This is a genomic window from Polynucleobacter sp. MWH-UH19D, assembly GCF_040409795.1.
Classification (GTDB): domain Bacteria; phylum Pseudomonadota; class Gammaproteobacteria; order Burkholderiales; family Burkholderiaceae; genus Polynucleobacter.
Genome location: NZ_CP099571.1, coordinates 656,930 through 683,040, shown reverse-complemented (window position 1 = coordinate 683,040; position 26,111 = coordinate 656,930). Strand labels below are relative to the sequence as shown.

29 protein-coding genes and 1 pseudogene are annotated in these 26,111 nt (G+C 44.3%); 6 read left to right on the top strand and 24 right to left on the bottom strand.

Features of this window, described 5'->3' with window-relative positions:
- Positions 1-11 precede the first annotated feature (11 nt).
- From NHB34_RS03515 to NHB34_RS03475, 9 genes and pseudogenes are all read right to left on the bottom strand, one after another.
- Positions 12-806: a hypothetical protein gene (locus NHB34_RS03515; protein WP_353428262.1), complete on the bottom strand. Its 795-nt coding sequence runs from the start codon at positions 804-806 to the stop codon at positions 12-14.
- Between the two features lie 145 nt (positions 807-951).
- Positions 952-1,962, bottom strand: coding sequence for a tripartite tricarboxylate transporter substrate-binding protein (locus NHB34_RS03510; RefSeq protein WP_353428261.1), 1,011 nt, complete (start codon positions 1,960-1,962; stop codon positions 952-954).
- Between the two features lie 186 nt (positions 1,963-2,148).
- On the bottom strand, positions 2,149-2,472 hold the full coding sequence (locus tag NHB34_RS03505; RefSeq protein WP_353428260.1) for a P-II family nitrogen regulator: 324 nt from the start codon (positions 2,470-2,472) through the stop codon (positions 2,149-2,151).
- Complete coding sequence (locus NHB34_RS03500) at positions 2,469-5,564, bottom strand: CusA/CzcA family heavy metal efflux RND transporter (RefSeq protein ID WP_353428259.1); 3,096 nt, start codon at positions 5,562-5,564, stop codon at positions 2,469-2,471. Before NHB34_RS03500 ends, NHB34_RS03505 begins: the two co-directional genes overlap by 4 nt.
- Before the next feature lie 3 nt (positions 5,565-5,567).
- On the bottom strand, positions 5,568-6,914 hold the full coding sequence (locus NHB34_RS03495) for an efflux RND transporter periplasmic adaptor subunit (protein WP_353428258.1): 1,347 nt from the start codon (positions 6,912-6,914) through the stop codon (positions 5,568-5,570).
- Positions 6,911-8,383 (bottom strand): TolC family protein, encoded by a 1,473-nt coding sequence (locus NHB34_RS03490; protein ID WP_353428257.1) that lies wholly within the window; start codon positions 8,381-8,383, stop codon positions 6,911-6,913. Before NHB34_RS03490 ends, NHB34_RS03495 begins: the two co-directional genes overlap by 4 nt.
- A gap of 128 nt (positions 8,384-8,511) precedes the next feature.
- On the bottom strand, positions 8,512-8,868 hold the full coding sequence (locus NHB34_RS03485) for a hypothetical protein (RefSeq protein ID WP_353428256.1): 357 nt from the start codon (positions 8,866-8,868) through the stop codon (positions 8,512-8,514).
- Positions 8,869-9,033: 165 nt separating this feature from the next.
- Entirely contained in the window at positions 9,034-9,543 is a 510-nt protein-coding gene (locus tag NHB34_RS03480; protein ID WP_353428527.1) for a universal stress protein, read from the bottom strand.
- Positions 9,544-9,657: 114 nt separating this feature from the next.
- Positions 9,658-10,275, bottom strand: a pseudogene (locus tag NHB34_RS03475) (TerC family protein); the annotation flags it as partial.
- Positions 10,276-10,432: 157 nt separating this feature from the next.
- Between NHB34_RS03475 and NHB34_RS03470 the strand changes: the two are divergent.
- Positions 10,433-11,311: a LysR family transcriptional regulator gene (locus tag NHB34_RS03470; protein ID WP_353428255.1), complete on the top strand. Its 879-nt coding sequence runs from the start codon at positions 10,433-10,435 to the stop codon at positions 11,309-11,311.
- A 46-nt stretch (positions 11,312-11,357) separates the two neighbouring features.
- Here the strand turns inward: NHB34_RS03470 and NHB34_RS03465 are convergent, their stop codons facing one another.
- Positions 11,358-11,756, bottom strand: coding sequence for a hypothetical protein (locus tag NHB34_RS03465; RefSeq protein WP_353428254.1), 399 nt, complete (start codon positions 11,754-11,756; stop codon positions 11,358-11,360).
- Between the two features lie 87 nt (positions 11,757-11,843).
- On the bottom strand, positions 11,844-13,442 hold the full coding sequence (locus tag NHB34_RS03460; RefSeq protein WP_353428253.1) for an FMN-binding glutamate synthase family protein: 1,599 nt from the start codon (positions 13,440-13,442) through the stop codon (positions 11,844-11,846).
- Between the two features lie 211 nt (positions 13,443-13,653).
- On the opposite strand from NHB34_RS03460, the gene NHB34_RS03455 reads away from it, so the two are divergent.
- The gene (locus NHB34_RS03455; RefSeq protein WP_353428252.1) at positions 13,654-14,040 is read left to right on the top strand and encodes a hypothetical protein; all 387 of its coding nucleotides are present in this window, start codon (positions 13,654-13,656) and stop codon (positions 14,038-14,040) included.
- 44 nt (positions 14,041-14,084) lie between these two features.
- On the opposite strand, the gene NHB34_RS03450 is transcribed toward NHB34_RS03455, so the two are convergent.
- Genes NHB34_RS03450 through fabI form a run of 3 tightly spaced genes read right to left on the bottom strand, consistent with a single transcriptional unit; the run spans position 14,085 to position 17,501 of the window.
- Positions 14,085-15,272 carry an acetate/propionate family kinase gene (locus tag NHB34_RS03450; protein ID WP_353428251.1) on the bottom strand — a complete coding sequence of 396 codons (1,188 nt, stop codon included), beginning with the start codon at positions 15,270-15,272 and terminating at the stop codon, positions 14,085-14,087.
- 38 nt (positions 15,273-15,310) lie between these two features.
- A complete protein-coding gene (locus NHB34_RS03445) occupies positions 15,311-16,720 on the bottom strand; it encodes a bifunctional enoyl-CoA hydratase/phosphate acetyltransferase (RefSeq protein ID WP_353428250.1) in 1,410 nt (469 codons plus the stop codon).
- Between the two features lie 10 nt (positions 16,721-16,730).
- A complete protein-coding gene (fabI, locus tag NHB34_RS03440; protein WP_353428249.1) occupies positions 16,731-17,501 on the bottom strand; it encodes an enoyl-ACP reductase FabI in 771 nt (256 codons plus the stop codon).
- Positions 17,502-17,728: 227 nt separating this feature from the next.
- Between fabI and NHB34_RS03435 the strand changes: the two genes are divergently transcribed.
- Positions 17,729-18,037 carry a hypothetical protein gene (locus NHB34_RS03435; protein ID WP_353428248.1) on the top strand — a complete coding sequence of 103 codons (309 nt, stop codon included), beginning with the start codon at positions 17,729-17,731 and terminating at the stop codon, positions 18,035-18,037.
- Here NHB34_RS03435 and NHB34_RS03430 read toward each other — a convergent pair.
- The 3 genes from NHB34_RS03430 to NHB34_RS03420 form a co-directional block, all read right to left on the bottom strand.
- Entirely contained in the window at positions 18,030-19,208 is a 1,179-nt protein-coding gene (locus NHB34_RS03430; protein WP_353428247.1) for an ion transporter, read from the bottom strand. The genes NHB34_RS03435 and NHB34_RS03430 overlap by 8 nt on opposite strands.
- A gap of 47 nt (positions 19,209-19,255) precedes the next feature.
- On the bottom strand, positions 19,256-19,933 hold the full coding sequence (locus NHB34_RS03425) for a tetratricopeptide repeat protein (RefSeq protein ID WP_353428246.1): 678 nt from the start codon (positions 19,931-19,933) through the stop codon (positions 19,256-19,258).
- Positions 19,934-20,056: 123 nt separating this feature from the next.
- The gene (locus NHB34_RS03420) at positions 20,057-20,812 is read right to left on the bottom strand and encodes a hypothetical protein (RefSeq protein ID WP_353428245.1); all 756 of its coding nucleotides are present in this window, start codon (positions 20,810-20,812) and stop codon (positions 20,057-20,059) included.
- Between the two features lie 54 nt (positions 20,813-20,866).
- On the opposite strand from NHB34_RS03420, the gene NHB34_RS03415 reads away from it, so the two are divergent.
- Both NHB34_RS03415 and NHB34_RS03410 read left to right on the top strand, forming a co-directional pair.
- A complete protein-coding gene (locus tag NHB34_RS03415; protein WP_353428244.1) occupies positions 20,867-21,055 on the top strand; it encodes a hypothetical protein in 189 nt (62 codons plus the stop codon).
- A gap of 44 nt (positions 21,056-21,099) precedes the next feature.
- Positions 21,100-21,471 carry a hypothetical protein gene (locus NHB34_RS03410; RefSeq protein WP_353428243.1) on the top strand — a complete coding sequence of 124 codons (372 nt, stop codon included), beginning with the start codon at positions 21,100-21,102 and terminating at the stop codon, positions 21,469-21,471.
- Position 21,472: 1 nt separating this feature from the next.
- Here the strand turns inward: NHB34_RS03410 and NHB34_RS03405 are convergent, their stop codons facing one another.
- Complete coding sequence (locus tag NHB34_RS03405; RefSeq protein WP_353428242.1) at positions 21,473-22,030, bottom strand: hypothetical protein; 558 nt, start codon at positions 22,028-22,030, stop codon at positions 21,473-21,475.
- A 128-nt stretch (positions 22,031-22,158) separates the two neighbouring features.
- Between NHB34_RS03405 and NHB34_RS03400 the strand changes: the two genes are divergently transcribed.
- Positions 22,159-22,524, top strand: coding sequence for a hypothetical protein (locus NHB34_RS03400; RefSeq protein ID WP_353428241.1), 366 nt, complete (start codon positions 22,159-22,161; stop codon positions 22,522-22,524).
- 26 nt (positions 22,525-22,550) lie between these two features.
- Here the strand turns inward: NHB34_RS03400 and NHB34_RS03395 are convergent, their stop codons facing one another.
- The 6 genes from NHB34_RS03395 to NHB34_RS03370 form a co-directional block, all read right to left on the bottom strand.
- A complete protein-coding gene (locus tag NHB34_RS03395; protein ID WP_353428240.1) occupies positions 22,551-22,778 on the bottom strand; it encodes a hypothetical protein in 228 nt (75 codons plus the stop codon).
- Between the two features lie 4 nt (positions 22,779-22,782).
- On the bottom strand, positions 22,783-22,992 hold the full coding sequence (locus NHB34_RS03390) for a hypothetical protein (RefSeq protein WP_353428239.1): 210 nt from the start codon (positions 22,990-22,992) through the stop codon (positions 22,783-22,785).
- Positions 22,993-23,429: 437 nt separating this feature from the next.
- Positions 23,430-23,780, bottom strand: coding sequence for a hypothetical protein (locus tag NHB34_RS03385; RefSeq protein ID WP_353428238.1), 351 nt, complete (start codon positions 23,778-23,780; stop codon positions 23,430-23,432).
- Between the two features lie 12 nt (positions 23,781-23,792).
- Entirely contained in the window at positions 23,793-24,341 is a 549-nt protein-coding gene (locus NHB34_RS03380) for a hypothetical protein (protein ID WP_353428237.1), read from the bottom strand.
- Between the two features lie 4 nt (positions 24,342-24,345).
- Complete coding sequence (locus tag NHB34_RS03375; protein WP_353428236.1) at positions 24,346-25,626, bottom strand: hypothetical protein; 1,281 nt, start codon at positions 25,624-25,626, stop codon at positions 24,346-24,348.
- 108 nt (positions 25,627-25,734) lie between these two features.
- A complete protein-coding gene (locus NHB34_RS03370) occupies positions 25,735-26,100 on the bottom strand; it encodes a hypothetical protein (RefSeq protein ID WP_353428235.1) in 366 nt (121 codons plus the stop codon).
- Positions 26,101-26,111: the final 11 nt, after the last annotated feature.

The following is a 26,111-nucleotide window of genomic DNA, read 5'->3' as shown; positions in this document are numbered from 1 at the left end:
AAGTAAAAAAATTAGAACTTCAATGTCACGGAGAGCTGTGGGCCCTGCATTGTGGTCTTTTGTAGCACAGCGCTTGATTTCATATCGTAGTAAAGTGCACGATAAGTCAAAGATGCATCAATTAATTGATTAAAAGTTTTACCAATGCCGGCAGCTACCTGCCATGTCAGATTAGTAGTACCGCCCCCGCTACCAATATCAGCATAAGCTGGAAGATACCAACTAGAGTCTGCAATACGATAGCGCCCTTTGGCACCAATGATGGGGTCTACTGTGGAAGTTTTGCTAGAAATCGTTTTAGAGATGTTAGTGCCGTCCAAGTTGCCGTTCAATGTAGCAGTAATATCAATCGCTCGAACGCCCAGCAATCCATCAAGGTAAGCATCTATGTTGTTAACTAATGTATATGTTGCCGCGCCTGTCAAAACAGTCTGCTGCAAAGTGACCTTATCAGCAATAGTGGCTTGCCCCCCGTAAACCGGAACTGAGCCAGAGTGTTGCAAGGTTGCAGAAACCAGGTCACCCATGATCCCCCAGTGTCCGTAATGAGCCTCAGCCGCAATCATTCCGCCAGACTTCAGAGCGCTCAGAACATTACTCGTATTCATATCGGCTGACCTGGCCAGGCTATTGTTAAAGTTCAATGTTCCCTTGATGCCAGGACCCCAAACGTATGGAGTTACTTCATAACGCCAACTATCGGCAATCTTAGGAATGGGAGAAGCTTCGCTAGTAGTTTGCGCCTGAACCAAACCGGCAAAAATTCCTAAGCTAAGAAAAAAGATAGTTTTTGATGACGTTTTCATAGTATTTGTAAATAAGGTCATAGGGTCGCATCAGTTTATCAAAGACCCATATGGTTAACTCAAATAAGGAAAAACCGCCCGAAGGCGGTTTTATTACGTTGTTTTCAGTCTTATAGACTAATAGATGTCGTTTGTTGAATCCCGCTTAGTCTGCGTAAACACCTGCAGCCTTGATGATGGGTGACCATAAATCAATTTGCGCCTTGAGATGTTTTTTCAACCCCTCTGGGCTAGCATTGGCTTGAGATGGGATTTCAACGCCGAGTTCAGCCATGTGCTGTTTATAAAGCGGATCTTGAATAGCGCCTTGCAATGCCTTAGATAATTTATCCATCTCTGCTTTAGGCGTACCTTTAGGTGCGTAGACACCATGCCATACTTTTACTTCAAAATTCTTTAAGCCCTGCTCATTCAGAGTCGGAATCTTGTCAAACGCTTTTATGCGTTGCATGGTGGTTGTGCCATAAGGCTTAATAGACCCAGTAGCAAGTTGACCAGAAATATTGGTTGTTTGATCACACATTAATTGCACCTGACCGCCAATCAAATCCGTTAAAGCTGGGGCTGTACCTTTGTATGGCACGGTAGTGAGATCTAATTGAATACGGCTCATAAATAACAAACCACACAAGTGACTAGCTGAACCAACGCCTGCATTGGCATAAGAAATTTTGCTTACATTGGCTTTCATATAAGGGAGCAGCTCTTGGAAGTTTTTAGGAGGCAAATCTTTGTTACCCACTAGTACCATTGGTACGTCTGCCACCTGACCCACGTACTCATAATCATTGAGGGGATCAAAACCTAGATTCTTATAGAGTGCTGGAGCAGTAGACATACCAATGTGGTGAATCAACAAGGTATAGCCATCATTTTTAGAATTGATGACTTTTTTAGCACCAATCGTTCCACCGGCACCAGGGCTGTTATCAACAATCACTTGACCTTTTAATTGCTTGCCCATGGCTAGCGCTAATTCGCGAGCTACTTTATCAGTTGGGCCGCCTGCTGCAAATGGCACAACCAAAGTGATTGGACGATCACCAGGGAAATCAGCAGCTTGAGCACCGGTAACGGTGATACCCAATGAGCAAAGTGAGACGGCCGCAACTCGCAACCAAGATCTACTTTTTAAAAATCGTTTAACCATGAACATTCTTTTCTCCTATTGAGGTTACTTCTCAGTTGCTTCTCAGTTGCTGCTTATTTACTTCTAATATGACTCTATGTAGATACTACTACTCAAATCATTCGTATAAAGCAGATTTATATTGATGTTAATTCATCTATTTACTGAATAAAAGCCTTTCAAATACATGCGTCAAATCATCCTACAGACCGCTTAAGTTGATGATTTAGCAATAAAAAATGCTTTTGGCACCGGGGTACACCAGACAACGCCATCACCCATCTGCCCTGTTTGGCAAACCGAAACAATTTTGTCCATTAAGGCAGGGGCAATTTCAGCATTGCAAACAATCTCAATACGAACCTTAGCCGAGTAATCGGTTAGCTCATCTTTAATGGTGGCTTTTCCAGATTTAGAAGGCGCACTACAACCCTCTACTTTGGAAACAGTCATTCCAGGAAAGCCTGGTGAATCTAGCAGCGCGGCTCTCAGTGCAGCTAATTTATTGGGGCGAATAACCGCCTTCACTTCCATCATGCTTCCACCTCCCTCTCCTCAAACCACCTATACAAGACTGGTAGCACCAATAAAGTCAGCGCTGTTGATGTAATCAAGCCCGCAATCACCACTGCAGCCAAAGGACGAGTCACCTCCGATCCAGGGCCACCAGAAAATAACATTGGCACTAATGCCAGCATCGCAACCGATGCAGTCATCATCACAGGCCTAAAGCGATGTCCACAGCCATGCAGTAACGCTTCTTCCATGCTGTAGCCATCTTCACGCAATTGCTTAATAAACGAAATCAGCACGACTCCATTTAAGACTGCAATACCCCACAGATTGATAAACCCAACTGCCGCCGGGACCGACAAATACTCGCCCGCAAAGAATAGGCCAAATACGCCACCAATTGAAGCGAATGGCAGCACCAAAATAATGAGTGCAGCTAACCGTAGCGACTTAAACAACATAAAGAGCAGGAAGAAGATGGCCAAAATCGTTAGCGGAATAATGATCATCAAGCGCGCCATCGCTCTTTGCATGTTTTCAAACTGACCACCCCATTGCAAGTTATAGCCTTGTGGCAACTCCACATTTTTTGCAATAAGCTCTTGCGCCTCTTTGACAAAGCCACCAAGATCTCGGCCTTCAACGTTTACGCCAACTACTAGGCGACGCCTTCCAGACTCACGCGATATTTGTGCTGGGCCTTCTACTAAGGTAATCTCAGCAAGATCTCGTAGCAGAACCTGCGCGCCATCTGCTGAATGCAAAATGATATTTTCGATAGCATCAATATTGTTTCTATAGGTGCTGGGGTAGCGCAGCACCAATGGAAAGCGCCGCTCGCCCTCATAAATTGTGCTGGCCTGTTTGCCACCAATTGCCGTCTCAATCACCTCATTCACATCAGAGACGTTTATGCCATACCTTGCAATCGCATCTCGATCAATTTTGATATTGAGATAATTTTGACCTGATGCTTGCTCTATGCGCAAATCGTTACTACCTTTCATCTTGGTGAGAATTTGTCCGATTTGTGAACCCAGCTTTTGCAAGGTAGCCAGATCTTCACCAAAAATCTTCACTGCCACTTGTGAGCGCACTCCCGAGACCATCTCATCAACCCGCGCAGCAATCGGTTGAGAAATTGCTAACTCAATACCTGGCAGTGTTTTTAACTTGTCACGAATTTGCTGGGCAATCTCTTCTTGCGTGTGATCTCGATCGCCTAAAGGCTTGAGCGTCACAATTGGATCGGATTCATTGGGCTGACCAGGATCGGCAGGAGATTCTCCCTTACCCAAGCGCGATACCGCCATCTCTACGCCTGGAATAGTCATAATGCGTTTGATCGCTTCAAACTCGAGCTTGATCGACTCATCTAATGAAATATTCGGAGCGCGCACAATCACCGGCGTAATCGAGCCCTCTTGCATGACTGGAATAAATGATTTTCCTAGGAACATAAATCCAACTAAGCTCAGACCCAAAGCGATTAAAGAGCGCTTAACGACCAATTTAGGATTGCTCAAGCTCCAGTTCAGCCAACGGTCATATGGCGTGCGCAGTTTTTTCACAATCTTGGTATCTTCTTCGCTACCACCCTTCAAGATGTATGAGCAAAGTACGGGAGATAAGGTAAATGACAAAATTAGGGAGATCGCTAGCGCAATGGCAATCGTAATCGCCATAGGGGCAAACATTTTGCCTTCCATACCCTCTAAAGATAGCAAGGGCATAAACACCAAAATAATGATGCCCACACCAAAGAGTACTGGCTTACCAACTTCAGCTGCAGCTTCCAAAATAATCCGGTTTTTTGATTCGCCTGACTTTAAGCGCTCACCCAATTTGGCAAAAGTGTTTTCGACAACTACGACTGAGCCATCGACCATAATGCCAATCGCAATGGCCAAGCCCCCCAATGACATCAGGTTTGCTGAAATGCCATAGCGATTCATGACCAAGAATGTCAGCAGTGGTGTTAGCAAGAGCGTTGCCACCACAATTAAAGAGGATCGCACGTCCCCTAAAAATAAGAAGAGCAAAATAATCACCAAGATCACGCCCTCGATCAAGACCTTGGCAACGTTAAACATCGCTGCATTAACGAGATCCGTTCTGTCGTAGAAGGGCACAATCTGTAAGCCATCAGGCAATAACTTGCCTTCGTTGATCTCAGCAACTTTCAGTTTGATGCGATTGACTACTTCGCGGGCATTGCCTCCACGAATCATCTGCACAATACCGGCAACACTTTCGGTATAACCATTTTTGATAGCAGCGCCCTGACGAATCTCACTACCAATGGTGACCTCGGCCACGTTCTTTACGTAGACCGGAATACCCTTTACTTCTTTCAAAATAATTTTGCCGATATCTTCAGGCTTAGTAATTAAACCTAGACCTCGAATTAAATAGCGCTCAGCATAACTAGGCATCTGCCCACCGCCAGAGTTGGCATTATTTCTGGCTAAAGCCTGATACACATCATGCAAACTAATTTGATAGTGTCTTAAGCGCTCTGGATTGACTAAGACTTGGTACTCTCTGGCATAGCCACCTTGAGTATTAATTTCTGCAACCCCCGGAATCGAGCGCAACATGGGTCTAACAATCCAGTCTTGCACGGCGCGACGCTCAGAGAGTTCATCCACTGTTAACTCACGATGGCGATCAGATGGATGATCTAAGGTGTATTGATAGACCTCGCCCAATCCAGTAGAAGGTGGCGCCAATACAGGGGTAATACCCACCGGCATTTTGGAGGCTACTTCAATTAAGCGCTCAGTCACTAATTGGCGGGCAAAATAAATATCGGTTTTTTCGGTAAAGACGAGCGTGATCACAGCAATACCATTGCGATTTAATGAGCGCATCTCCGTTAAACCGGGCAATCCCGTCATACCCAGCTCAATCGGAATTGTGACAAAACGTTCGATCTCTTCCGGTGATTTACCTGGCGCCTCAGCAGCTACCTGCACCTGCACGTTGGTCACATCCGGAAATGCGTCAACTGATAAACGCTTGGTTGCTAACAATCCTGCCACTAGCAGCACGATGGCAATAATCACTACCAATAGGCGTTGCTGTAGCGAGAGGCGAACGATTTTTTCGATCATGTTTTATCCACCACTAAGCTGACGCTTACGTTCGGTATTGAGATGGTATGCGCCAGAAATCGCAATTTCTTGACCATCTTTTAATCCCGAAATCACAGGGCGATATCCCCTGCCTTCAGGGCCAAGCTTGACTGGCACCATGCGATAGAGATCATCATCGATTCTGACAAAGACATGGTCATGGTTATCTTCTCGCACTACCGCGCCTACTGGCACCACCATTTTTTCAACAGGCTGACTTTCAATCAACATGGTTGCCAACATGCCTGGTTTAATTTGCCCTTCTTTATTGGGCAACTCCATCCGCACAACCACGGTACGGGTTTGTGGATTGACGATTGAATCCACATGCGCAACCGTGCCCTCTATCTCTTGATTGCGCAAAGCTGGAATAAATAAGGAAGCTTTTTGACCCTTACGAATTAAATAGGAATTACTTTCTGGAACTTCAGAAATTGCCCAAAGCGTGCTCAGGTCAGCCACGGTAAATAAGGCATCGGCTGGTTGCACCACTTGGCCTTTATTAATCTTGCGCTCAACGATTTCTCCAGGGATGGTTGCGATCACATTGTTGATTGATTCAATCACACCTGATTTAGCCAGGCGATCAATACTGGCTTGATCCATGCCTTGTACGCGTAGTTGATCATTCGCAGCGCGAAACTCTGCCCGAGCACTACTAGATTCTGCTTCACGCTTTTGCAACTCAGCTAAAGCAATCACATCTTCTTTATATAGAATCTTGGCGCGGTTTGCAGCTTGATCAGCTAATTGACTAGCACTTTTGGCTTTTAAGTAAGCAAGCTGTGATTGGGTGAGCTCAGTAGAAGTAATTTTGGCTAGTACATCACCTTGTTTTACTATTTGGCCAGGCACTGCCAGGATTTCAGAAACCCTGCCCGTCACATTTGCACCAATCCGTGAGAGAAAGAGCTCATTAAAGTCAATTCTTCCGGAAGCGCGTAGCTCTTCAACGAACGGAGCAATTTGCACCTTGCCATCGGAAATCATTTTGTGCAAATCTGGATTTACGACTACTACGTTTGGATCTTGCACTGATTTAATTGCAGGGCTGCGATCAAATACATTGAAGTAATTGAGCGTAATCAGGAATAAAAATACCCATGGCAAATAAAACAACCCCTTTTTCAGCCAAGCTGGTCCAGCATCATAGCGCTGAGTGACTACAGGCACGCGAGTGCCCAACCAATCATGAGCTAATTGGTAATACTGGTTTTGTGTCTGGGTCACTTGGCTCAACCATTCTGTTGAGTAGCGCTTTGCCTGCTCAAGCAGAACCGCTTTCCAATGACTGATGAATTTAATCAGTTGTGCAATTTTTTCTTTCATTGCTTTGTACCTTCAATTTTGGCAACCCAATCTGGGTTTGCACGTAATCGTTGAATCTCGGTTGTCACAGAAGCTAAATCAAATCTAGCTCTAATTAAGTCGTTTCTTGCCGCACGAAAGGTTCGTTGAGCATCGAGATACTCAAGCATGCCCCTCTCACCATAGCGATAAGATACTTCGGCAATCTTTTGTGCACTGGCAGCCAACTGCACCACCTCTTGTTCCAAAATTTTCACTTGGTAGCTGGCCATTTGATAAAGCTTGTAAGCAGTTTCTAACTGTTGATCCAAGCTTTGACTCTGGGCATTTAATTGATTTCTGGCTTTTGAAGCATTGGCTTCGGCCTCTGCTATCTGGCCGCCCTTGAAATCCCAAATCGGGATGGAGATTTGCAGACCATAGAGTCGATCCGTAAAGTTAGGGTCGTTGTACTGCGAGGCTTTAAATGCCAGCTTTGGTAAGCGTGCATTTTTCTCAAAACTGAGTTTTGATTCACTCGCTTCAACATCTGCTTTTGCTTTTTGTAATTCAGGGCTCTGAGCTTGCAACTCAGATAGCAAGATATTTAATGGGGGCAATGTCTCTACTATGGGTTGCTCAGCAAGCACCACAAAATTGGCTGGCAAAGCATGTCCTACAGCCTGGCGCAAAGCACTTCTTGCTTGCTCGACTCTTAATTTGCTCGACTCAGCAGCGATTTGCGCATTGAGGAACTCTGTTTGCGAGCGAATCAACTCAAAGCGAGCAGTCTCACCAACGTCATAGCGCACCTGCATACGATCACGGATCTGCTTGGTCAGACTTAAATCTTCTTCGGTTGCCTTAGATTCTGCTTCGCGACGCATTAACTCATAAAAGCGTTGCTGTACTTTTGAAATCGTTTCAATCTCAAATGCGATTCGGGTTGCTTCAGCAGATCTTAGCGATGCCTCTGCTGCATTGACTCGTGGAAATCGGGTGTAGGGCATATCAAGTGGCTGCACCACAGACCAAGAAGAAACGTTGCCCACTGTGAGTGGCCCAGTCACGGATCGTTGCTGACCAGTGCCCACTTCAAACTCAGGATTGGGAATCGCTCTTGCTGTAGAGAGTTGTCCTTTTACCGCTTTGGACTGATCACGCGCAGCCAAAACTTGAGGGCTTGACTCCAACGCCAGCAAGATGAGCTCATTGAGTGAATACGACTTTTGATTTTGGGCAACAGCATGATTGAGCAAAATACTGCTGACAAAGATGGCCGCAAACCATCGAGACACTACCTGGATCCCCCGCTTTTTGACATTGCTGATTTTTATGTTACCCATGGTAGACATGGTGATATTCAAACGCGGAGCTAAACCTCGCAAACCTCCCCAATTTAGGGCAGCAAGGCACCATATCAGGCTAGATTGCCAAAAACGGAGTATGTTGTGTAAATAGGCCATTTCTATATCAGCAGTAAATGGTCTTGCCTTAAAAAACTTACCCATACACCGGACTTTACAGTCGGATTGTCGATGTATGGGACCCATTGCTGGGCAGGCTACTCCCCGTTTATTAATTTTCTTATTTATCTATTAGATCACAATCATCTTTTATAGGTTGAACTGAAGAAGTTTTAAACATACACATGTCTCGATAAGCGACCATATTTTTGCGCCTTGTTAAAGACTTTTTGTACGTGTTTGTAGACTTTCTTCACAGCCATTTCTAGGGCAGTCTTTTTGTCCCGCGCCGTAACGCTGAACTCGACCTTTTGATGATCAAAGGTTTGCAACTCAATCGAGCAATTTTGATTGCATAAGTTCTTGGAGCTAGGTACTGCCTTATAGCTGACCTTGATTTTTCTCACTAGCCAAAATAGCCGCTTTAACGAGCACTTGACGCGATTCTCAGTAAAGGTCTTGAGTTCTGGCTCTGCCACTTCTTTTGATTCCAAAATCACATCCATGTTGATCTCCTTTTTGAACTTCATGTGGTCAATATAGAGATCTCTATATTCTTAATAAAGCAGATATTTAATGAATTTAATTCTGTTTTTTAATGATAATTGTTTAAAAAAATGCCCTCGCGAGGAGGGCTAATGGGAGTACCGCTGAACTGTTATGACTATTAATTAAGCAGTTGGTGAATCAATTAGTTAATCAATGACTGCTGCAACCAAGGCGGTTGCAGCGCCAGCACCAATGACTGGGATACCCCAACGCTCTAGCGCTGGGATCGACTTACCAGTAATCACCTCGACTGGGATGTCGCTGATCTCAAGCAATTTTGCAGTAGTTGAGTTTTCAAATAGTCGGCTTAGCGTGTTCTTCTTCGCAGAGCCGATGACGATACGACTGCAGCCTAAACGCTGGGCCTCATCTCGCAGTGCCTCACCCTTATCGCCAGTCACGTAAGTGAATGAGAAACTCACGCCTGCATTTTCAAGATAGTCGGCCGCAGATTTGGCAGCTTGCTTCGCTCTCTCTGCTTGCCATTCCTGAATATCGCCTTTACTAAAGAACTTACCAATGTGGCGATAAATTTTGGGCTGCACATTACAAATATGAATCTCTGTGTGCGTATCTTTGCCGTAAATCTTGACTGCATGCTTTAGTGCTAATAGTGCATTGCTAGAACCATCAACTGGAATAAGAACCTTATTCATGGCATTTCCTCCTAAGGATTGAGACTGCTGAGACTGCTGTAGAGGCAATATTTCTGAAGCATCCGGAACAACGACAGCTGGCGCAATCACCTCTTCAAGCGCTAGTCTGCTCTTGATAAATCCAATACCTAAGACACCCAAGATTACTAATGCGTGAACTGCATATTCCACCACTGGGTTACTCAATACCTGCCACTCCTGCACGATTGGCTCAGAGGTCATCATCTTGGCAGCGGTCCATGCGAGCACACCAGCACCCACATAGGTAATCGATGGAAAGCGCTCAACTAATTTCAAGATTTGCGTCGATCCCCAAATCACCACTGGAATGCTAATGAGCAAACCAAGAACCACTAATAAGTAACTTCCATGTGATGCACCTGCAACTGCCAATACGTTATCCAATCCCATCACCGCATCAGCAATGACGATGGTTTTCATAGCGCCCCAAAAACTGGTTGAGGCATTGTCATGACCGCCGTCTTCATCTTTTGCAGGGTTCAGTAGTTTGTAAGCAATCCAAACTAGCAGCAGACCACCGATCAGCATCAAGCCTGGGATATTCAGTAAATACACCACTGCTAATGTCATGGCGCTACGAACCGCAATAGCGCCAACCGCGCCCCAAACAATCGCTTTTTTCTGAAGGTGGGCTGGCAAATTTCTGGCGGCCATTGCAATCACAATGGCATTGTCTCCAGCCAAGACCAAATCAATCACAATAATTGCCATTAAGGCTGAGAAAAACTCGGGGCTAAATAGTTCCAATTGACTGACCTCTCTATGTGTACGGCATAAATGCCATGGTTTCCGATGGGGTCAATTTATGAGGATTTGTCTTTAGGAAAAAGCAGATATATATTGACAATAATTTCGTAAAAATCTGAATATGAGCAATTCCTATAACTACCGCCATTTGTATTACTTTTGGGTAGCCGCCAAGGAAGGCAGCATGTCTAAGGCTGCAGAGCGCCTGGATATGGCTATCCAAACCATCAGTGCGCAAATCCACGAACTCGAAAAATCGCTCGGTTATATGTTGTTCAAGCCGGCAGGCCGGGGCATTACCCTCACTGAATCTGGCTACGCTGCACTCAAAATTGCAGATCAAATTTTCTCCATTGGCGAGAAGCTGCCTGAAGCCGTTCGTGATGCGGCCCTATCACCCAAAACCAAAATTACGATTGGAGTGTCTGACGGTTTACCAAAACTCATCACCAGAAAATTGCTTGAACCTGTTCTCAAGCATCAAGATGTTCAGTTAATTGCTCATGAAGGTGAGTTTGAAGATCTATTAGCCGATCTAGCACTTCATCGCTTAGATATCGTTTTGGCCGATCGACCTGCACCGAATAATAAAAATCTGAATGTCTATAGTGAAGAGCTCACCAAAACATCGATTGCTTGGTATTGCCCAAAGTCATTAGTAAAGGGTTCAAAAAAACGCTTTCCTGAACTTCTTAGTGAATTACCCATTCTTTTACCCACATCACACTCCACCGTACGATTACTCATTGATCAATGGTTTAACAAACAAGGCATCACGCCTAATGTCGTTGGTGAATTTGAAGATAGCGCTCTCCTAAAAACCTTTGCTGCCAGTGGTCTTGGCGCATTCCCTGCGGCCAAGCAGATTGAAAAAGAACTTAAAGATACCTACGGCATGGAGTTACTGGGTAATTGCGAAGACATATACGAATATTTTTATGCCATTCGGTCTGAGAAAAAAATTGAGCATCCTCTTGTTGAGGCAATCATTCGGCAATAAATTTTGATTTAGATAAATATCAACCCATCTCTCAAATGGGTTGATGCTACTCTACTACAGTACATTTCAAAGAAATTGAAATACCATCTTTTTTAGGCTTAATCGTTAATGCCCCTGTGCGCCGATCTAAAGATGCCTGACTAGTGCCCCGATCCCAAGTAAACGTATTTTTAGTCACCTTACCAATACACGTTTCCAAATTAAATCCATCCAATACAGAAATCGGTAAATTGTGATTCACTTCAGACCATAAGATTTTGATACTTTGAGGCTTTACATATTCATTTGAACAAGTGTAGGAAATATCTCTCACTGCGCCTTGTTTAGCCTTATTCGCACTTTGAGGTTGATTGCTTTGAGTGTTTGCAGTTGAGCTAGCACTAGCATCTGCTAACACATTGGCCAATATAAGGATGCCGAATAAAAATAGATGCTTGCTCTTCATATTGTAAATATTAGCAATATTAATATGCGTTATATCAAAGCTGATCGTCAGGACAACAAAAGATTGTTCATTAATAGTGCTTAACAATCATATCAAAGGCGCCAATCCAAATTGGTTAGTCAGCGCCCTATTCCAATACAGCTCAAATTCTTGAGGCAGGCCTGATTGACTATTCACCCCTTGCAATAAAGCGCCTGCAGGCACGATCGGCAGTTTAGAGAAAAATGGAATAGCTTTGCCAGTAGCATCCCTGCACATCAGGTAGTCCGATGTCACTTCCCTTGGGTGCTTGAGCCCTGCCGCCCCAATCAATTCAGCTAGCGAGTGCATGGTGTTTTTATGAAATGCATGAACACGCTCTGCCTTATCAGGGACCACCAGCGCTCTTTGACGAAGCGGATCTTGGGTGGCAACACCCGTTGGGCATTTATCGGTATGACAAGATCTTGACTGAATACATCCCAAGGCAAACATAAAGCCCCGCGCTGAATTGCACCAATCCGCACCTAGGGCAATAGCCCGAATAATGTCATAAGCAGAGATAATTTTTCCGGAGGCCCCTAGCGCGATCTCTTTTCTTTTACCAATCCCAACCAAAGTGTTATGCACTAAGCGTAAACCTTCGCGCAAGGGCATGCCCACGTGATCCGTAAACTCGACTGGCGCGGCGCCAGTACCGCCTTCGCTGCCATCAACCACTATAAAGTCTGGACAGATACCAGTCTCAAGCATTGCTTTTGCAATCCCAAAAAATTCCCATGGTTGACCGATACATAACTTAAAGCCAACGGGCTTGCCACCACTCAATTTTCTTAAACGCGCAATAAATTGCATTAACTCTAGCGGCGAAGAAAATGCCGAGTGGCTAGCTGGTGATACACAATCTTCTCCAGCGGGAACGCCACGCGTTAGAGCAATTTCTGCGGTGACTTTAGGGCCGGGCAAAACGCCACCATGCCCAGGCTTAGCGCCTTGAGATAACTTAATCTCCACCATCTTGATTTGAGGATCAACAACTTGCTCAGTAAATTTAGTTTCTGAAAAAGTTCCATCTGGATTACGGCAACCAAAATAACCTGAACCAATCTCCCAAATGATGTCTCCCCCAAATTCTCTGTGATAGGAGGAGATCGAGCCCTCGCCAGTGTCATGCGCAAATCCACCGAGCTTTGCGCCTTTGTTGAGCGCTCGAATAGCATTGGAAGATAGCGCACCAAAACTCATTGCCGATATATTAAAAATTGATAATGAGTAGGGTTGCAAGCAACTAGGGCCACCTATTTGAATGCGAAAGGTTGTTGGATCGGGATGCTGCGGACAATTGGAATGCCCAAGCCACTCCCCATCTTGACCATACATGAGTTTGGTTGAACCAAACCCTCTTTTATCATTGACTTGTTTAGAGCGGCTGTAGACCATCGCCCGCTGATTTCTGGAGAACGGAATTTTTTCTTCATCATCTTCCAAGAAGTATTGACGAATCTCGGGGCGAATGTATTCCAACATAAAACGCAGATGCCCAGTTAATGGGTAATTGCGCAAAATCGAATGACGACCCTGAATCACATCAGAAAGACCAACTAAAAATAGCATTCCAAAAAGAATCGCTAGCGGAATGCTGTAGGGCAAAAAGAGGGTTGCCAATACCAATGTAAAGAGCCACGCAAAATACCTTGAGTAATGCATTTGATACCCTCCTAATCTATTAAAGAGACTAGCTGATTGAGTTCGATATGCCTAACTGTAATCGATTTAATTTGGTTTGGGTAAGTCTACAAGAATCCAAGCGCGTATCTAGAATTGGCCTACTTAATAGCACTTTGACTATGCCCAAAAGATGACTTTTTGACCCCATGAAAGTAAAATTGAACTATTCAAATTAAGGGGTGAATATTCCATGGCCATGACACCATTCGAGCAAGAAAGACACATTGAGTGTGTCCAAAGATCAAAGATTTTGAGCTCTGCTAGTGAGTTGTACTTCAAGGCTGCTGAAGCCATTGAGGCTGGGGCGCCTGAGGATGAGCGCTATCGCTATATCAAATCAGCAAAAGAACTTATCGAAGAAGCTTTCCCTGAAGTATTTGAGGTACGTCACCCCGCTCCAAAATATGTCATCAAGGAAGAGCGTGACTACAAGGTTCTCAAAATTGTGGGCTTAGCTGCGGTTATTTTGGGGATCTGCTATTCGTTTGTTGCCTTTGGGCCAACTGGTGATTTAAGTAAAACCTGGACTGCAGACGATGTTGCTAAATCCACTGCCTACCCAAAACCAAGGAATTAACTATTTAGTAATCAATCGTCTTTTTGCATCATTGTTGGCGATGCTCAACACATAGCTAATAGTGCTTGAGCATCGCGTGCAGCCACTAAGCCTTCATCTGTTGGCACAACCCATACCTCAATCGGACTATCCTCTGTACTAATTTTGGATATCTCATCCTTAGTCGCGTAGTAATTGAGATCTTGATCTAGCTTGATGCCCAACCAAGACAGTTTTTCACAAACGGCTTGTCGTAGTTGATGATCGTGCTCCCCTATTCCGCCGCTAAAGCCGATCACATCCAGACCTTCAAGGCAGGCAATCATTGCGCCTGACTCGCGCACTACTCGATGAGTAAAGATTTCAATTGCCTTCATTGCAGATGGATCATGACTTGCTCTGAGCTTGCGCATGTCTGCTGAAATTCCAGATACCCCCAGTAAGCCACTCTTCTTGTAGAGTAATTTTTCTAGTTGCTCAGATGTATAACCCTTATCCAAGAGATACAAGAGAACGCCAGCATCCAAAGAACCAGCTCTTGTTCCCATCATGAGTCCATCTAAAGCAGAAAATCCCATTGTTGTGGCGATACTCCGACCACCAAGAGCGGCGCAAAGACTCGCACCATTGCCTAAGTGCGCCATGAGCACTCTACCCTGAGCGCGCTTGCTGGAATCTAAGAGCGCGCCAATGATGTATTGATAAGAAAGGCCATGAAAGCCATACCTCCTCACGCCTTCAGAAGTAATTTCCGTTGGCAGGGCGAAAGCAGATTCAATCTCAGAAACTGTCTTATGAAAAGCAGTATCAAAGCAAAGCACCTGCGGAATATCAGGAAACGCTGTGGCAAATGCGCGCACCCCTTCAATATTATGCGGTTGATGCAAAGGCGCCAATGCATTGAGTTTTGATAACTCATTGAGTATCGATGGTGTGGAGATCACGCTATTTGTAAATAGTGAGCCGCCATGCACTATACGATGCGCGATTGCTTGAATCTTTGGAATATTTGGAAGAGTGAGAACCAACTCTTTGAGTTGATTTAAGGCGCAAGCAAAAGGATCGCCTGATGCGCACTCTAGCGGAATGGATTTGAACTTCCCTTCAAAGCCATACTTAAGTGTTGGCGCACCATTTGGCTCTAAGCCCTCATAACTACCTACCAAGACCGAGGGCTGAACAACACCTTGATCAACGGGATAAATCGAAAACTTTAAAGTTGAAGATCCCGCGTTGACAGAAAGAATTGCCATAATAAATGTACAGTTTGGTATTTAAGTAATGCTAGCAGCTAGCTCTTTTGGCGATGCGCATGGGCGACGAGCAGGCCCAATATGGCAGATGCCACTCTCGTGCGAGCACTATCGGCTCTACTAGTCAACGCCACAGGAATTTTGGAACCCAATACCAAGCCAGCTCCACTTGCCCCAGCAAAATACTCCAGTTGTTTAGCAAGCATATTGCCGGACTCTAAATCAGGTACATTCAAAATATCAGCCTCACCTGCAACTGGTGAATCAATGCCTTTAATTTGCGCCGCATGAGTCGAGATAGCGTTATCAAATGCTAATGGTCCATCTAGAATCCCGCCTTTAATTTGTCCGCGCTGAGCCATCTTGCAAAGTGCTGCCGCCTCAATCGTTGATGGAATATCGGGATTTACTGTTTCCACTGCTGACAAAATCGCCACCTTGGGATTGGTAACCCCCATGATCACGCTAAAGTCGATTGCATTTTGAATGATGTCGACTTTTTCCATCAGTGTTGGATGAATATTTAATGCAGCATCAGTTACCAACAAAGGCTTGCTATACATCGGGATGTCAAAACGAAATACGTGCGACATTCTTCTGCCCGTTCTTAATTGAGGGCGAGCCAAGATTGCATGCAAGAGTTCATCTGTATGCAAACTACCCTTCATCATCATTTCTACTTTGCGCTCTACTGCCAAATCAGCCGCCTTATCTGCAGCAGCATGACTATGCGGAACATCAATCAGCTCATATGGCGAAATATCAATAGCAGCAGCACTTGCAGTCGATAAAATTTTCTTAGCTGGTCCAATCAAAATCGGTTTGATTAAACCTGCAATCGCAGAATCAACTGCGCCCGCTAAAGACTCTTTATCGCATGGATGGACTACCGCACAAAACACAGGTTCTAAGTTTTGTGTTTTTTCTAATAGCGCATGGAACCGGGCTTCAGGGTCAAAGATCTGAATATGGGGCGTACTCAATCTAGGTCTAGATATTTTTTGCGTTGGCGCAATGATGCGAGCCGTGCCATGCAGTACTTTTTCACCGTTTTGGTTTTGCACGACACAATCAAGTTCAACCCGCTTTTTCTCATCATCTTTAGAGAGCACTGTTGCCACAACCGCTAAGGTGTCACCAATCCGAACGGGTTTTGAAAAATGCAAATCCTGTTGCAGATAAATGGTTCCAGGGCCCGGAAACTTGGTGCCTAGTAGCGCAGAAATTAAAGCCCCGCCCCACATGCCATGAGCAATGACGCCATGAAACATCGTGTCATTAGCATACTCAGGATCTAAGTGAGCTGGATTTGTATCGCCAGAGACCGCAGCAAATGCCTGAATATCCTCAAGTGTGAGAGTACGCAATAAGCGAGCACTTTGACCAATACTAAGCTCGTCGTACGTGATGTTCTCTATTAAATCGTTGTCGTCTAACTGCGCGTTCATCTCATTTTCCTTAAGCAACGGCGTGGCAACCGCCATCCACATAAATCGTTTGACCCGTCATTCCGGATGCAGCATCTGAGCACAAGAATGTACTCAAGCTAGCAATCTCCTCTAAGCGCACCGGTCTTCCCAATGGTGATTTTTGCGCTGCTTCGCGCATCAGTTCATCAAAGTGATCAATGCCCGAAGCAGCTCGAGTCAATATCGGCCCCGGAGAAACCGCATGCACCCGAATTCCATTGCCGCCCAACTCAACTGCCATATATCGAACCAACGATTCCAACGCAGCCTTCACAGGACCCATCAAACCATAGTGAGGCACTGCTTCATCAGCGCCTAAATACGTCATGGTTAGCAAAGTGCCTCCTTTGGGCATATGAGGTGCACATAACTTAGCTAAGGTAGCAAAGGAGTGACATGACACCTCCATCGCTCTGGCAAATCCCATGCTGGAACTATCCACCACTCGTCCATGCAAATCTTCTAGTGGCGCCCACGCAATCGAATGAATTACAAAATCCAATTGACCGAATTTCTTTACCGCAGTATTGACTAGCGCCTCCAAAGCGCCCGGATCTTCCACATTGCAGATCTCAAGATCGATTTGCTCTGCCCTAGTGAGTGGCTCTACATATCCTCTTGCTTTCTCATTAAGGCAAGTCACCATCACATCAGCACCCAGCTGCTTTGCCATGAGCGCACATCCCCAAGCGATACTTTGATCGTTGGCCACCCCAAGAATGAGTCCTTTTTTGCCACTTAAATTCAATAATTGATTCATTCTTTAATCCACATTTCTGAGTAAAACCTGACTACCAAGGGTATATGTCTCTACTAACCAACGGGTCAAACCCATCGTCAAGAGCACCATGGAGCATTATAAGTCGCAAATAAGGCCAAAAAATGACGTATTTACAAGGCCTTACCTATAATGGAGGGCTGTAGAAACTGCCAATACACCATCGGGAAAGATCCCGGACAAATGGATTGGCTAAGCACTGAAATCATATGAGCCAAATTGATAAGCCTTACCTTGATAACGAGCTGCATAAAGTTGTACATGAACTCAATCAGGAGATTGATCGCTTAGCATTTGCACTAAAGCTCGACCTATCCAATCACACTTTTTTGCACCAGTTTTTAATCCAAGAGATTGATCGAGAGCACGATCATTTTCATAAGCGTGAGACCCTGAAGGGCTTAATCGTTTTGCGTGGAAAAATTAGTATCGAGCTTACTGAGTCTGGCCAGCAAGATCTGCCTAGCCCAATTCATGAGTCGATTTATCAGCTACTAAAAGTTGAGCAATCTAATTAGATTTTTGTTTGATTAAGAGCCAAATTTGGCGCTCTAACTCCGTTGCATTGCCGCTTTCTTGGAGCATCAACTCGACATGCTCAGATTGCTTACTCAGAGAGAATACTTTGAGGTGGCTAATTTGCTGGCGATATTTTTCAAATACGATTTCTGGAGCAATACCTTCTGGCAAGGCACCCGTATTACTCATGATCTCACTCTTAACCTTATCGGTAATGCGATCCACATCTTCCATCGATAAGTGCAAGCGCTCTGCCTCAGCCTCTAAAGCAAGTCGATCACTAGGAGAGAGCCTTCCCTTAGCAATCGCATCTCTGAATTCATTCTCAAATGCTTCGCGATCGATGCGTAACTGATCGGTAAAAGCCGATGCCATTAAACCCGCTGGGATTGCAAAAATACCAATTCCAATCAGACTGATTACCACAGTCATTGCTTTACCCATTGGGGTGATTGGCGTTAAGTCACCATACCCCACACTTGCTAGAGTAATTACAGCCCAGTACATTGCATCAGGAATGGTGTCAAATTTATCGGGCTGCGCGGCATGCTCGAATTCAAAACCAAGGCTTGCCGTCAGAATCACTAACAAGACCATCATAAATGCTGCCGCAAATAAAACACGGCGCTCACGATAGATAGCCTTGTACATAGTATTGAGCGTACCGGTATAGCGCGTCAACTTAAGTAATCGTGACAGCCTAAAGACTCGCAAGAAGCGCAGGTCGAAGGTTTCGTGGAATATCAGGCCCACAAAGAATGGCGCCACTGCTACCAAATCAATCAAGGCGCCAATCGTAAACATATATTTAAGTCTTCCCAAGATAGGCTCTTGGTACTTAGGTTCTTCACAGCAAGAATACACGCGCCCAATATATTCCACCGAGAATACGGCTACAGTGAACAACTCGATGGCATAAAACTCTTTTTGAAAAGGTCCATGAATCCATGGAACTGTCTCCAAAATGATTGAGACAACTGACAGTAATACTGAAATTACAATCACATGGTCAATGATGTGATGCAGCTCTCCAGATGTTGGGGTTGGATTTAAAAGCGAGTAAACCTTCTGACGAAAGGTTCTGCCTTTATTTTTGACAACGAAAGTATGAACAGCGTGAAATACATATGCTGGAAAATTCAATTTTTTGAATACGCTTTTTTTTATCATATCGTCATTAACTTAAATTGAATTTTCGAATTGATTAAGTTAGCGAGTTAGACGCACTTATACAGCAGTCGAAGATTTTGAATCTTGCCAAATTGATACTGAGCAGCCTCCATCTCGGCATCATAATTTTCTTTATGGGTGTGCACAAAAATATGCAGTACGCGTTTCGCTTGATCATGACCCTGCAGTGCGGCCAAAGATAAAAAGTAGAAAGCCTTTTTGAGATCTAGCGGCACAAATTCACCTTTGCCATAGAGCGATCCTAGGGTGTATGCGCACTGACGACTGCCCTCTTCAGCACCAATCGTAAGATATTTAATGCCAAGATCAACATTTCTAGGAACACCCTGATCCATACCGAGACCCAAGGCGTAAATATTACCTAAATTACAAAACGCATCCTTTACTTCTTCCTTAATGGCTTTTTGGTAATACTCAACAGCAATTTTGTAGCTTTGTGGCACCTTGCCAAGGCCTCGTTCGTGCATCAAGCCAACATTGAATAAAGCATAACCATTACCTAAGCTGGTATGGCCATTTTGTAGCTCGTAAAACTTTTCCATCTGCTCGGCATTAAGATTGCCGTCAAAGGTCATCTTAGTCAGCAAAAAGAGCGCATCATCATTTTGATCATTAACTGCAGCATCAAACAAAATATCAAAGGCAACCTCATACTTGCCTCTTTGCATATTCAATTGTGCTAAATCTAGTGCGCCGTATCCCATAACCTATTCCTAGACTCTTGCAAGCCATTATTGGTAAAGAGTTGATTGTAATATGGGAGTGTTACCACACACATCTAGTGCATTAGGGGGTTTGCACCTTAAGGGGGGCTAGCGATTAATACCCTAACTCCATGAAACATCCTGGTACCAATAGTTAATTCGGCGATTTAGTCTGGCACTTTGAATGGCCGTTCTGGTGCTCAAGAATTCATTTAAATTGAGCTTGGTTGGTTCATGCAGCTCACAGCCCACCCGGATTCGGGAGCTCTCCAAGGGGCTTGGCCTGATGTTTTTAATGATGAGATCAAATTTGGCAGTTCTTGCGGTTAATCGTTCTAATGAGCAATTTGTCCAAATAGTACCCACTTCCATCTCGGTTGCCCCAAGGCGTAGATCTAACTGCATCCCCTTGTCCGAGATATCAACAATATCCCCAATCATCTCCTTACCAACGGTAAAGAAAATCAGCGCTTTAAAAGCGCGGTCAGGCGGCGCTTTTGCTCGGAAGTCTTCCCGTCTTTGAATGAGTGTTACCCCCTTAGGTACGTCGCAAGCCAATGCGCCTGATTCAGCAGATCTTAAGCCCTCAATTGGGAATTGCAGCTTGCCACTCTCAAGACCGGCAACGAAATAGTATGACTCTTGAAGATACGAACCCACACCATTCTTGGGCGGCTCCTCTACTTTGAATTTGATACCCAATTTGGGATCTAAACTCTGAACACTAACCGGAAATTTTTCAGAGGTTTTTACATTAAAGATTGCTGATACTGGCCCTGGGGATAACATCCTCTCCAAGTTTTTAAAAATAAAGCGTGGGTCTAATGCGAATTTAGGATCGATTTTTCCAAGCTCTGGGGGATAGGTTTCATAGGCCATACGGTTTATTTTACTGGGAGTATGATCATTTAAATGTAAGGAGCCAAATCAACTGTGAAAAAGTTTGAGATTATCTCGATTGAACCTAGCGATTTAGCCCAGTATTGGGTGATCAGCTACAAAATCGGTAATGGTGAGATTGAGAAAGAGGCGATTGAAGCAATTGACTCTAACGAGGCTTTTGTCAAATTTCGCAATCAAATGATTAAACAACATAAGGCTTTAGCCAAAAATAAGCGCTAAGAATCATGCAATCTAAAGGACGTCTTTGATAAGGAACGACAACAATGACACCAGAAGAACTTGAGAGACATGCTGACCTGATTCGCAAAGCCAAAATACTGAGTGCAGCTAGCGAACAATACTTCAAAGCTGCCCGCGCAATTGAAATCGGTGAATCTGAAGAAATACCTTACCGCTTTATTAAATCAGCCAAAGAAGCCATTGAAGATGCCTTTCCTGAAGTGTTTCAAGTGCGTCAGCCGGCTGCTAAATATGTCATTAAAGAAGAACACGATCACAAGATCACAAAAACCATCGCCATTGTGGCTTTGATTCTGGGCGTCTTGTATTCATTTGTGAAGTTTGGTCCAACCGGCGATCTAAGCAAGACTTGGACGGCTGATGACATTCCTAAGGCGACAGCCTACCCAAAATAATTTAGATTTCTGAAGCAACCTGTGCTTCCGCAAATTTCATCTCTAAAGCGAGTCGCTTAAACCCAGGTTTATCTGGGTAAGTTTTAGATAGGTAATAAATGAGCTCACGATCTGTTTTGCCGTACTGATGCTCTTTGAGTAAAGTCCTTAGTGCCCAAATGAGCTGTAGGGTATTGCGTTCATCTCTTAATAGGTTTGCTTTTTCTTCTGCATTCTCATCTAAAGAATCTAGATCAACCCCTTGCGCAAATGCTGCCAGTCTTGGTGGCATATCCCATTTACGAATGTGGCGCGCCCAAAACAAAAACCGCTTGAAATCCACTCGCATATTTTGCGCAGAAAAGTTTTGTATCCAAGCATGCTCAGTCAGCAAATCCAGCTTGACCTTAAATTCATCGTACTGACCTTCAAAATTGGAGCGATCAAAGTGCAGCTCACCCGCCGCATCGCGCACCGGAAACTTCACTTGCTTGGGGTTAATTCCATGGATCAAAGCGGCAGCTTGCCAGGTATATATGTAGGGCTTTGAGAACCAAAAATCCCAGTCAATATCAGCCATAAATGATCCTTGTTAATAATCTATTGCTCATAGCTTACTATGGCTTGAAAAAGCATGGAATTTCCTTAGGCATCTGTTAAATTATTCCTACGCGTTCATTCATTTCACTTTAGCTTTACTTAAAGACCATGATCAAAAAATCACCACTATCGCCATTCCCGCTACTCCTGTTACTTTTGATTGGGGCCTTCACTTCCTTTAACGCCTGGGCTGATTTATCCATTGCTGATTTTGAGAACAAAAGTAAAGTGCAAACCACAAATACTTATTTACTGGGCCTTAGCTCTGGCTTCAATACTGCAAACAAGGTGCTGGTTGCCAATAAACAGGTGCCTTTGTACTGCTTTCCACCCTATTTAAAGCTGAGCATCTCCGACTATCGAGAGATCGTTGCTACTGGCATTAAAGAGATTGCTGATAACCCAGTTAAGCCGAACGTTGATGACATTTTGCTCAAGAAACTGAGCAAACTCTATCCTTGCGGGTATAACTAGAAGGCGGTCAACCTAAAGTAAGCAACCTAAATCTGGTCTGCTTTTTTGACTGGCTTGGCGCTGTTAGCCTCAGCGTCTTCTTTAGCGTATTGTTCCGCTTTTGCTGAAAAATACCGCAGAACTTCCGCATCCAAGGTGCTGACCTCGGAATGCGAGCGAGTGTTCGCTGGGCTAGATCCCATCAATAGATAAAAACCAGCGATGGCAGTAAATACAGCCAAAGCGGTGGGGGCAATATAACTCTTGAGGTTCATGCTCTTACCTAATCGCTGTCAGGCTAGATTCAATAATATGAATCACACTAGGAAGGGTGTCACTGGGATAGGCGCGTCTACCGACTTGCGCCTGCCATAAAAGGCGATCCTTAACGAGGTCCTCAATATGCAACTCCACAAAAGACTCTGAAGACTGCTGCGCAGCCTGTTCTGATTTGTGTTGCGATTGATTAAGTGCCTCTTTTTGCCCCATATAACCTCCATCCAGATAAGCAATGCTGATTGCTACATCGTAGGCGGAATCAATGTCTTCTCAAAGGGAAAAACCCTTGTTTTAGGGGATTTCTTACCAGTTGAAATCTCGCTCTAACCATCTGATTTATTTAGATATATTGGTCAATTTTTTTGCTTAAAAACTAGGCAAAGAAGCAGTTAGCAATTAATCCCAAAGATTACAAAGGGGTGCACAGTAAAACTAAGACTTACTTGAGAATAGATCTTTAAGTTATTGATCAGAATATAAATTTTGCCCATTTAGGTGACTTGATATAAGTAAAAGTAGCAAAAGGCGATCAGGCTCATATCCAATTGATCTAAATAATTTGAATAAAAAGGGGCTAGAAAATGCCCCTTTACGGTGTTCTTGCTGCCCTGGTGCTACGCTCTGGCTCCCCGCTTTTGGGCTTTTTACTACTTCAGTAGCAAACGACTTAAGGCACCACGGGCTTCGGCAACGCCTAAATCCATCGCCAATTGCAGTAATTCAGTTGCCTTATGAACGTCCCCAAAGTGGCTTTTTACAACCCCGTAGTTGTAAATCGCTTGTGGGTTTTTATTCTTTAACTCGCGTTCAAGCTCATGAAATAACACTTCTAATTGAGACTCATTGAGTTGGCCATCTAAAGCCATTTTGCAAGGCGCTAAAAAGGTGCACTCAAAATTACCTATCTCAAGCGACATAAAAGTCTCAAAAGCTTGGGGGTATAGCCCCAACTTCAGATACTCTTCGGCTTGATAAAAATCAGAGTTTTGCATTGACATAAGGGGGCTAGCTTAGACCGTGATTTGTTCCCACGTACCGCTCAATTTCGCATGAAAGGGCTCGTGGTATCGATAAAACTCGATGTCTTTAAATTGATTGTCTTCTTCCAGTATTCGGTTAGATAACTCAGCAATGCTCGATGGCTGCCAACTAAAGTCTGGTTGCTCTACCCAAGCACGAATCCCCTCTTCACGCTTAATGAAGTGATCCATAGATCCAATCATTTTGGTAATTTCGCCACCGTAAGTGACGATAGCGCGCAAGTAACCAGGAGAATTAGCAAAAGCCAACTGAATCACAATGTACGGCAAAGCAAATGCGAGGGTCTTGTGCTTGCGCACGTTGCGAAAGTAGACTTGCTGCGTGATGTCCCATTGCTTATCAGAGCTATTAAGAGAGTAATCAAACACCCAATTACGGCTATAAAAGAAGATGCATTGCCTACCGACGATTTCATCGGTAATGGTCCGAATATGAGTCTGCTCCCGCAATAGGCGCAATTGCTCATACGGCTGCAACTTAGCGCTTGAAGAAGTATCCAATTCAGACGGGGATGTCATTAACTTACTCTTGTTTCTTAAACTGTTCAATGACTACATCAACCTTATCGCCTAGATCTCGACTAATGCGATAGACGTAATTTTGATCATAGATAAAGAAGTATTTTTTGAGGAAAGGATCCGCAAATACAATTCGCTTAAAGTTACCCTCACTTAAACCATTGATTAAAGCCAGTGTCTTTTGTGCCTCAGGCTTTAAAGTGGCGCCTGAATCTTGCGCCCCTGAAATTCGGGCGAGCAAGTCGGCTTTAGTAGTGGCTCCCTCGTAAAAAGCTAAACAGCATTGCACGATACCTTTGGGTCGAACGCCCGCCCATGAAAACTCTTCATCACCAAACTTCATCGTGCTAGCAGTAACTAATAATTTTTGCTTGCCACCACCCTCTGGAATCCACAGACCAATCCATCTCTCATTGATTGGTACAGTCGCTGATGGCTTACCAGCCTCTTTTACTTCAGGCGCACTATTTGTATCTTGAGTTGTTATAGTGCCAGAGACAACTTGATCGGAGTTAGCGCTTGCAGTAGCGGAAGCAGTAGCATTAACTGAAGCCGGATCAATGACAGCAACAGGTTGAACGACTTTGCGTACAGCTTGGGAGTTGGCATAAAAGAGCCCGCCTAACACAATGACAAATAACAGAACTCCAGCGATCGCAGTAACCTTGATGCGCTTAGCCTCACTCCATGCTGAACTCTGGATAGATGATGTTCCCGTTTGTGAATATAAAGATTGAGAATTGGCAAACGGATTTCTAAGATTATCTGCAAAGCCATTTGGATTGACTGGCTGAGGACTTGGCTCTTCTAGAGTCGATGGGACGATTTCCGAGGAAGCAAAGCTTGCAACTGGCTCAAGCATTTGAGCTGGGCACTCAATGGCATGTACAAATGCCAAAGCATCGTCAACATTAGAAAATATTTTGTCGCCTACTATTAATTGATCCAGCACTAGATTCTTCTCAATGCTGTATTTTTCAACTAAGTACAAAACATAAGAGTCGTTAATTAATTCTTTGGCGCCAGAAAATGATCTTGGCGGATTTGCCGTATTCGCCTTTGTTGGCACAAAGAAAATGCCTGCAGTGACAAAAATAATCCCGAATAACCATTGCAACTGTTGTGAACTTTGCACTTGGCTTGCAACAAACTGAGAAAGTACGCCAAAGTCCAAGGACGCACTTCCGGAGTGCGCGGAAACCAGCAACAAAATACTCCCGCAGATAATGGCGGTAATTTTTAATGCTACTTGAAGACCCCGAGATTGGGTGGCAGTATCTTGCATCGGTTTCCTTGTGGGATAAAAAACTCTGACAAACCAAGCCAGAGGATCGGCAGCTACATCTCAATAACTATATTTGAGATGCACCAATTTTAACCACAAGCAACCAATTTATTCGGTTCTAGAAGGCTTTGCGGCCTGATTTTCCTCTGCCTGCTCGGCTGTAGGCTTTTCTGAATCTGCAGACGCCGTTTTCGCTTCTTCAGCACCCTTTTCTTCACCCCCTTCAGCATGAGGAGGAGCAACTACTGCGGCATGAACGTTTGTTTTGGCAAAAGTATCCGTTGCCCCAAAGTTATCCACCCACTTAAATTTTTCTAGAAACTCTGCATGCGGCAAAAAACGAAGATTGGAGTCTGAAAGATTCTTGTACTCGATATAAGCAATTCCCATCGCATTTGGAGGAAATATCTGCCTAACAGCTACGCGAGTGCCATTTTCGTCTTCAAAAATATCGTGTCTTTGGGGATCGCTCATCCTAGCCCTAA

Excerpts from the sequence above, each read along its gene's own strand:
- NHB34_RS03515 (WP_353428262.1), bottom strand. The coding sequence starts at position 806 with ATGAAAACGTCATCAAAAACTATCTTTTTTCTTAGCTTAGGAATTTTT.
- NHB34_RS03510 (WP_353428261.1), bottom strand. The coding sequence starts at position 1,962 with ATGTTCATGGTTAAACGATTTTTAAAAAGTAGATCTTGGTTGCGAGTT.
- NHB34_RS03505 (WP_353428260.1), bottom strand. The coding sequence starts at position 2,472 with ATGATGGAAGTGAAGGCGGTTATTCGCCCCAATAAATTAGCTGCACTG.
- NHB34_RS03500 (WP_353428259.1), bottom strand. The coding sequence starts at position 5,564 with ATGATCGAAAAAATCGTTCGCCTCTCGCTACAGCAACGCCTATTGGTA.
- NHB34_RS03495 (WP_353428258.1), bottom strand. The coding sequence starts at position 6,914 with ATGAAAGAAAAAATTGCACAACTGATTAAATTCATCAGTCATTGGAAA.
- NHB34_RS03490 (WP_353428257.1), bottom strand. The coding sequence starts at position 8,383 with ATGGGTAAGTTTTTTAAGGCAAGACCATTTACTGCTGATATAGAAATG.
- NHB34_RS03485 (WP_353428256.1), bottom strand. The coding sequence starts at position 8,868 with ATGAAGTTCAAAAAGGAGATCAACATGGATGTGATTTTGGAATCAAAA.
- NHB34_RS03480 (WP_353428527.1), bottom strand. The coding sequence starts at position 9,543 with ATGAATAAGGTTCTTATTCCAGTTGATGGTTCTAGCAATGCACTATTA.
- NHB34_RS03470 (WP_353428255.1), top strand. The coding sequence starts at position 10,433 with ATGAGCAATTCCTATAACTACCGCCATTTGTATTACTTTTGGGTAGCC.
- NHB34_RS03465 (WP_353428254.1), bottom strand. The coding sequence starts at position 11,756 with ATGAAGAGCAAGCATCTATTTTTATTCGGCATCCTTATATTGGCCAAT.
- NHB34_RS03460 (WP_353428253.1), bottom strand. The coding sequence starts at position 13,442 with ATGCATTACTCAAGGTATTTTGCGTGGCTCTTTACATTGGTATTGGCA.
- NHB34_RS03455 (WP_353428252.1), top strand. The coding sequence starts at position 13,654 with ATGGCCATGACACCATTCGAGCAAGAAAGACACATTGAGTGTGTCCAA.
- NHB34_RS03450 (WP_353428251.1), bottom strand. The coding sequence starts at position 15,272 with ATGGCAATTCTTTCTGTCAACGCGGGATCTTCAACTTTAAAGTTTTCG.
- NHB34_RS03445 (WP_353428250.1), bottom strand. The coding sequence starts at position 16,720 with ATGAACGCGCAGTTAGACGACAACGATTTAATAGAGAACATCACGTAC.
- fabI (WP_353428249.1), bottom strand. The coding sequence starts at position 17,501 with ATGAATCAATTATTGAATTTAAGTGGCAAAAAAGGACTCATTCTTGGG.
- NHB34_RS03435 (WP_353428248.1), top strand. The coding sequence starts at position 17,729 with ATGAGCCAAATTGATAAGCCTTACCTTGATAACGAGCTGCATAAAGTT.
- NHB34_RS03430 (WP_353428247.1), bottom strand. The coding sequence starts at position 19,208 with ATGATAAAAAAAAGCGTATTCAAAAAATTGAATTTTCCAGCATATGTA.
- NHB34_RS03425 (WP_353428246.1), bottom strand. The coding sequence starts at position 19,933 with ATGGGATACGGCGCACTAGATTTAGCACAATTGAATATGCAAAGAGGC.
- NHB34_RS03420 (WP_353428245.1), bottom strand. The coding sequence starts at position 20,812 with ATGGCCTATGAAACCTATCCCCCAGAGCTTGGAAAAATCGATCCTAAA.
- NHB34_RS03410 (WP_353428243.1), top strand. The coding sequence starts at position 21,100 with ATGACACCAGAAGAACTTGAGAGACATGCTGACCTGATTCGCAAAGCC.
- NHB34_RS03405 (WP_353428242.1), bottom strand. The coding sequence starts at position 22,030 with ATGGCTGATATTGACTGGGATTTTTGGTTCTCAAAGCCCTACATATAT.
- NHB34_RS03400 (WP_353428241.1), top strand. The coding sequence starts at position 22,159 with ATGATCAAAAAATCACCACTATCGCCATTCCCGCTACTCCTGTTACTT.
- NHB34_RS03395 (WP_353428240.1), bottom strand. The coding sequence starts at position 22,778 with ATGAACCTCAAGAGTTATATTGCCCCCACCGCTTTGGCTGTATTTACT.
- NHB34_RS03390 (WP_353428239.1), bottom strand. The coding sequence starts at position 22,992 with ATGGGGCAAAAAGAGGCACTTAATCAATCGCAACACAAATCAGAACAG.
- NHB34_RS03385 (WP_353428238.1), bottom strand. The coding sequence starts at position 23,780 with ATGTCAATGCAAAACTCTGATTTTTATCAAGCCGAAGAGTATCTGAAG.
- NHB34_RS03380 (WP_353428237.1), bottom strand. The coding sequence starts at position 24,341 with ATGACATCCCCGTCTGAATTGGATACTTCTTCAAGCGCTAAGTTGCAG.
- NHB34_RS03375 (WP_353428236.1), bottom strand. The coding sequence starts at position 25,626 with ATGCAAGATACTGCCACCCAATCTCGGGGTCTTCAAGTAGCATTAAAA.
- NHB34_RS03370 (WP_353428235.1), bottom strand. The coding sequence starts at position 26,100 with ATGAGCGATCCCCAAAGACACGATATTTTTGAAGACGAAAATGGCACT.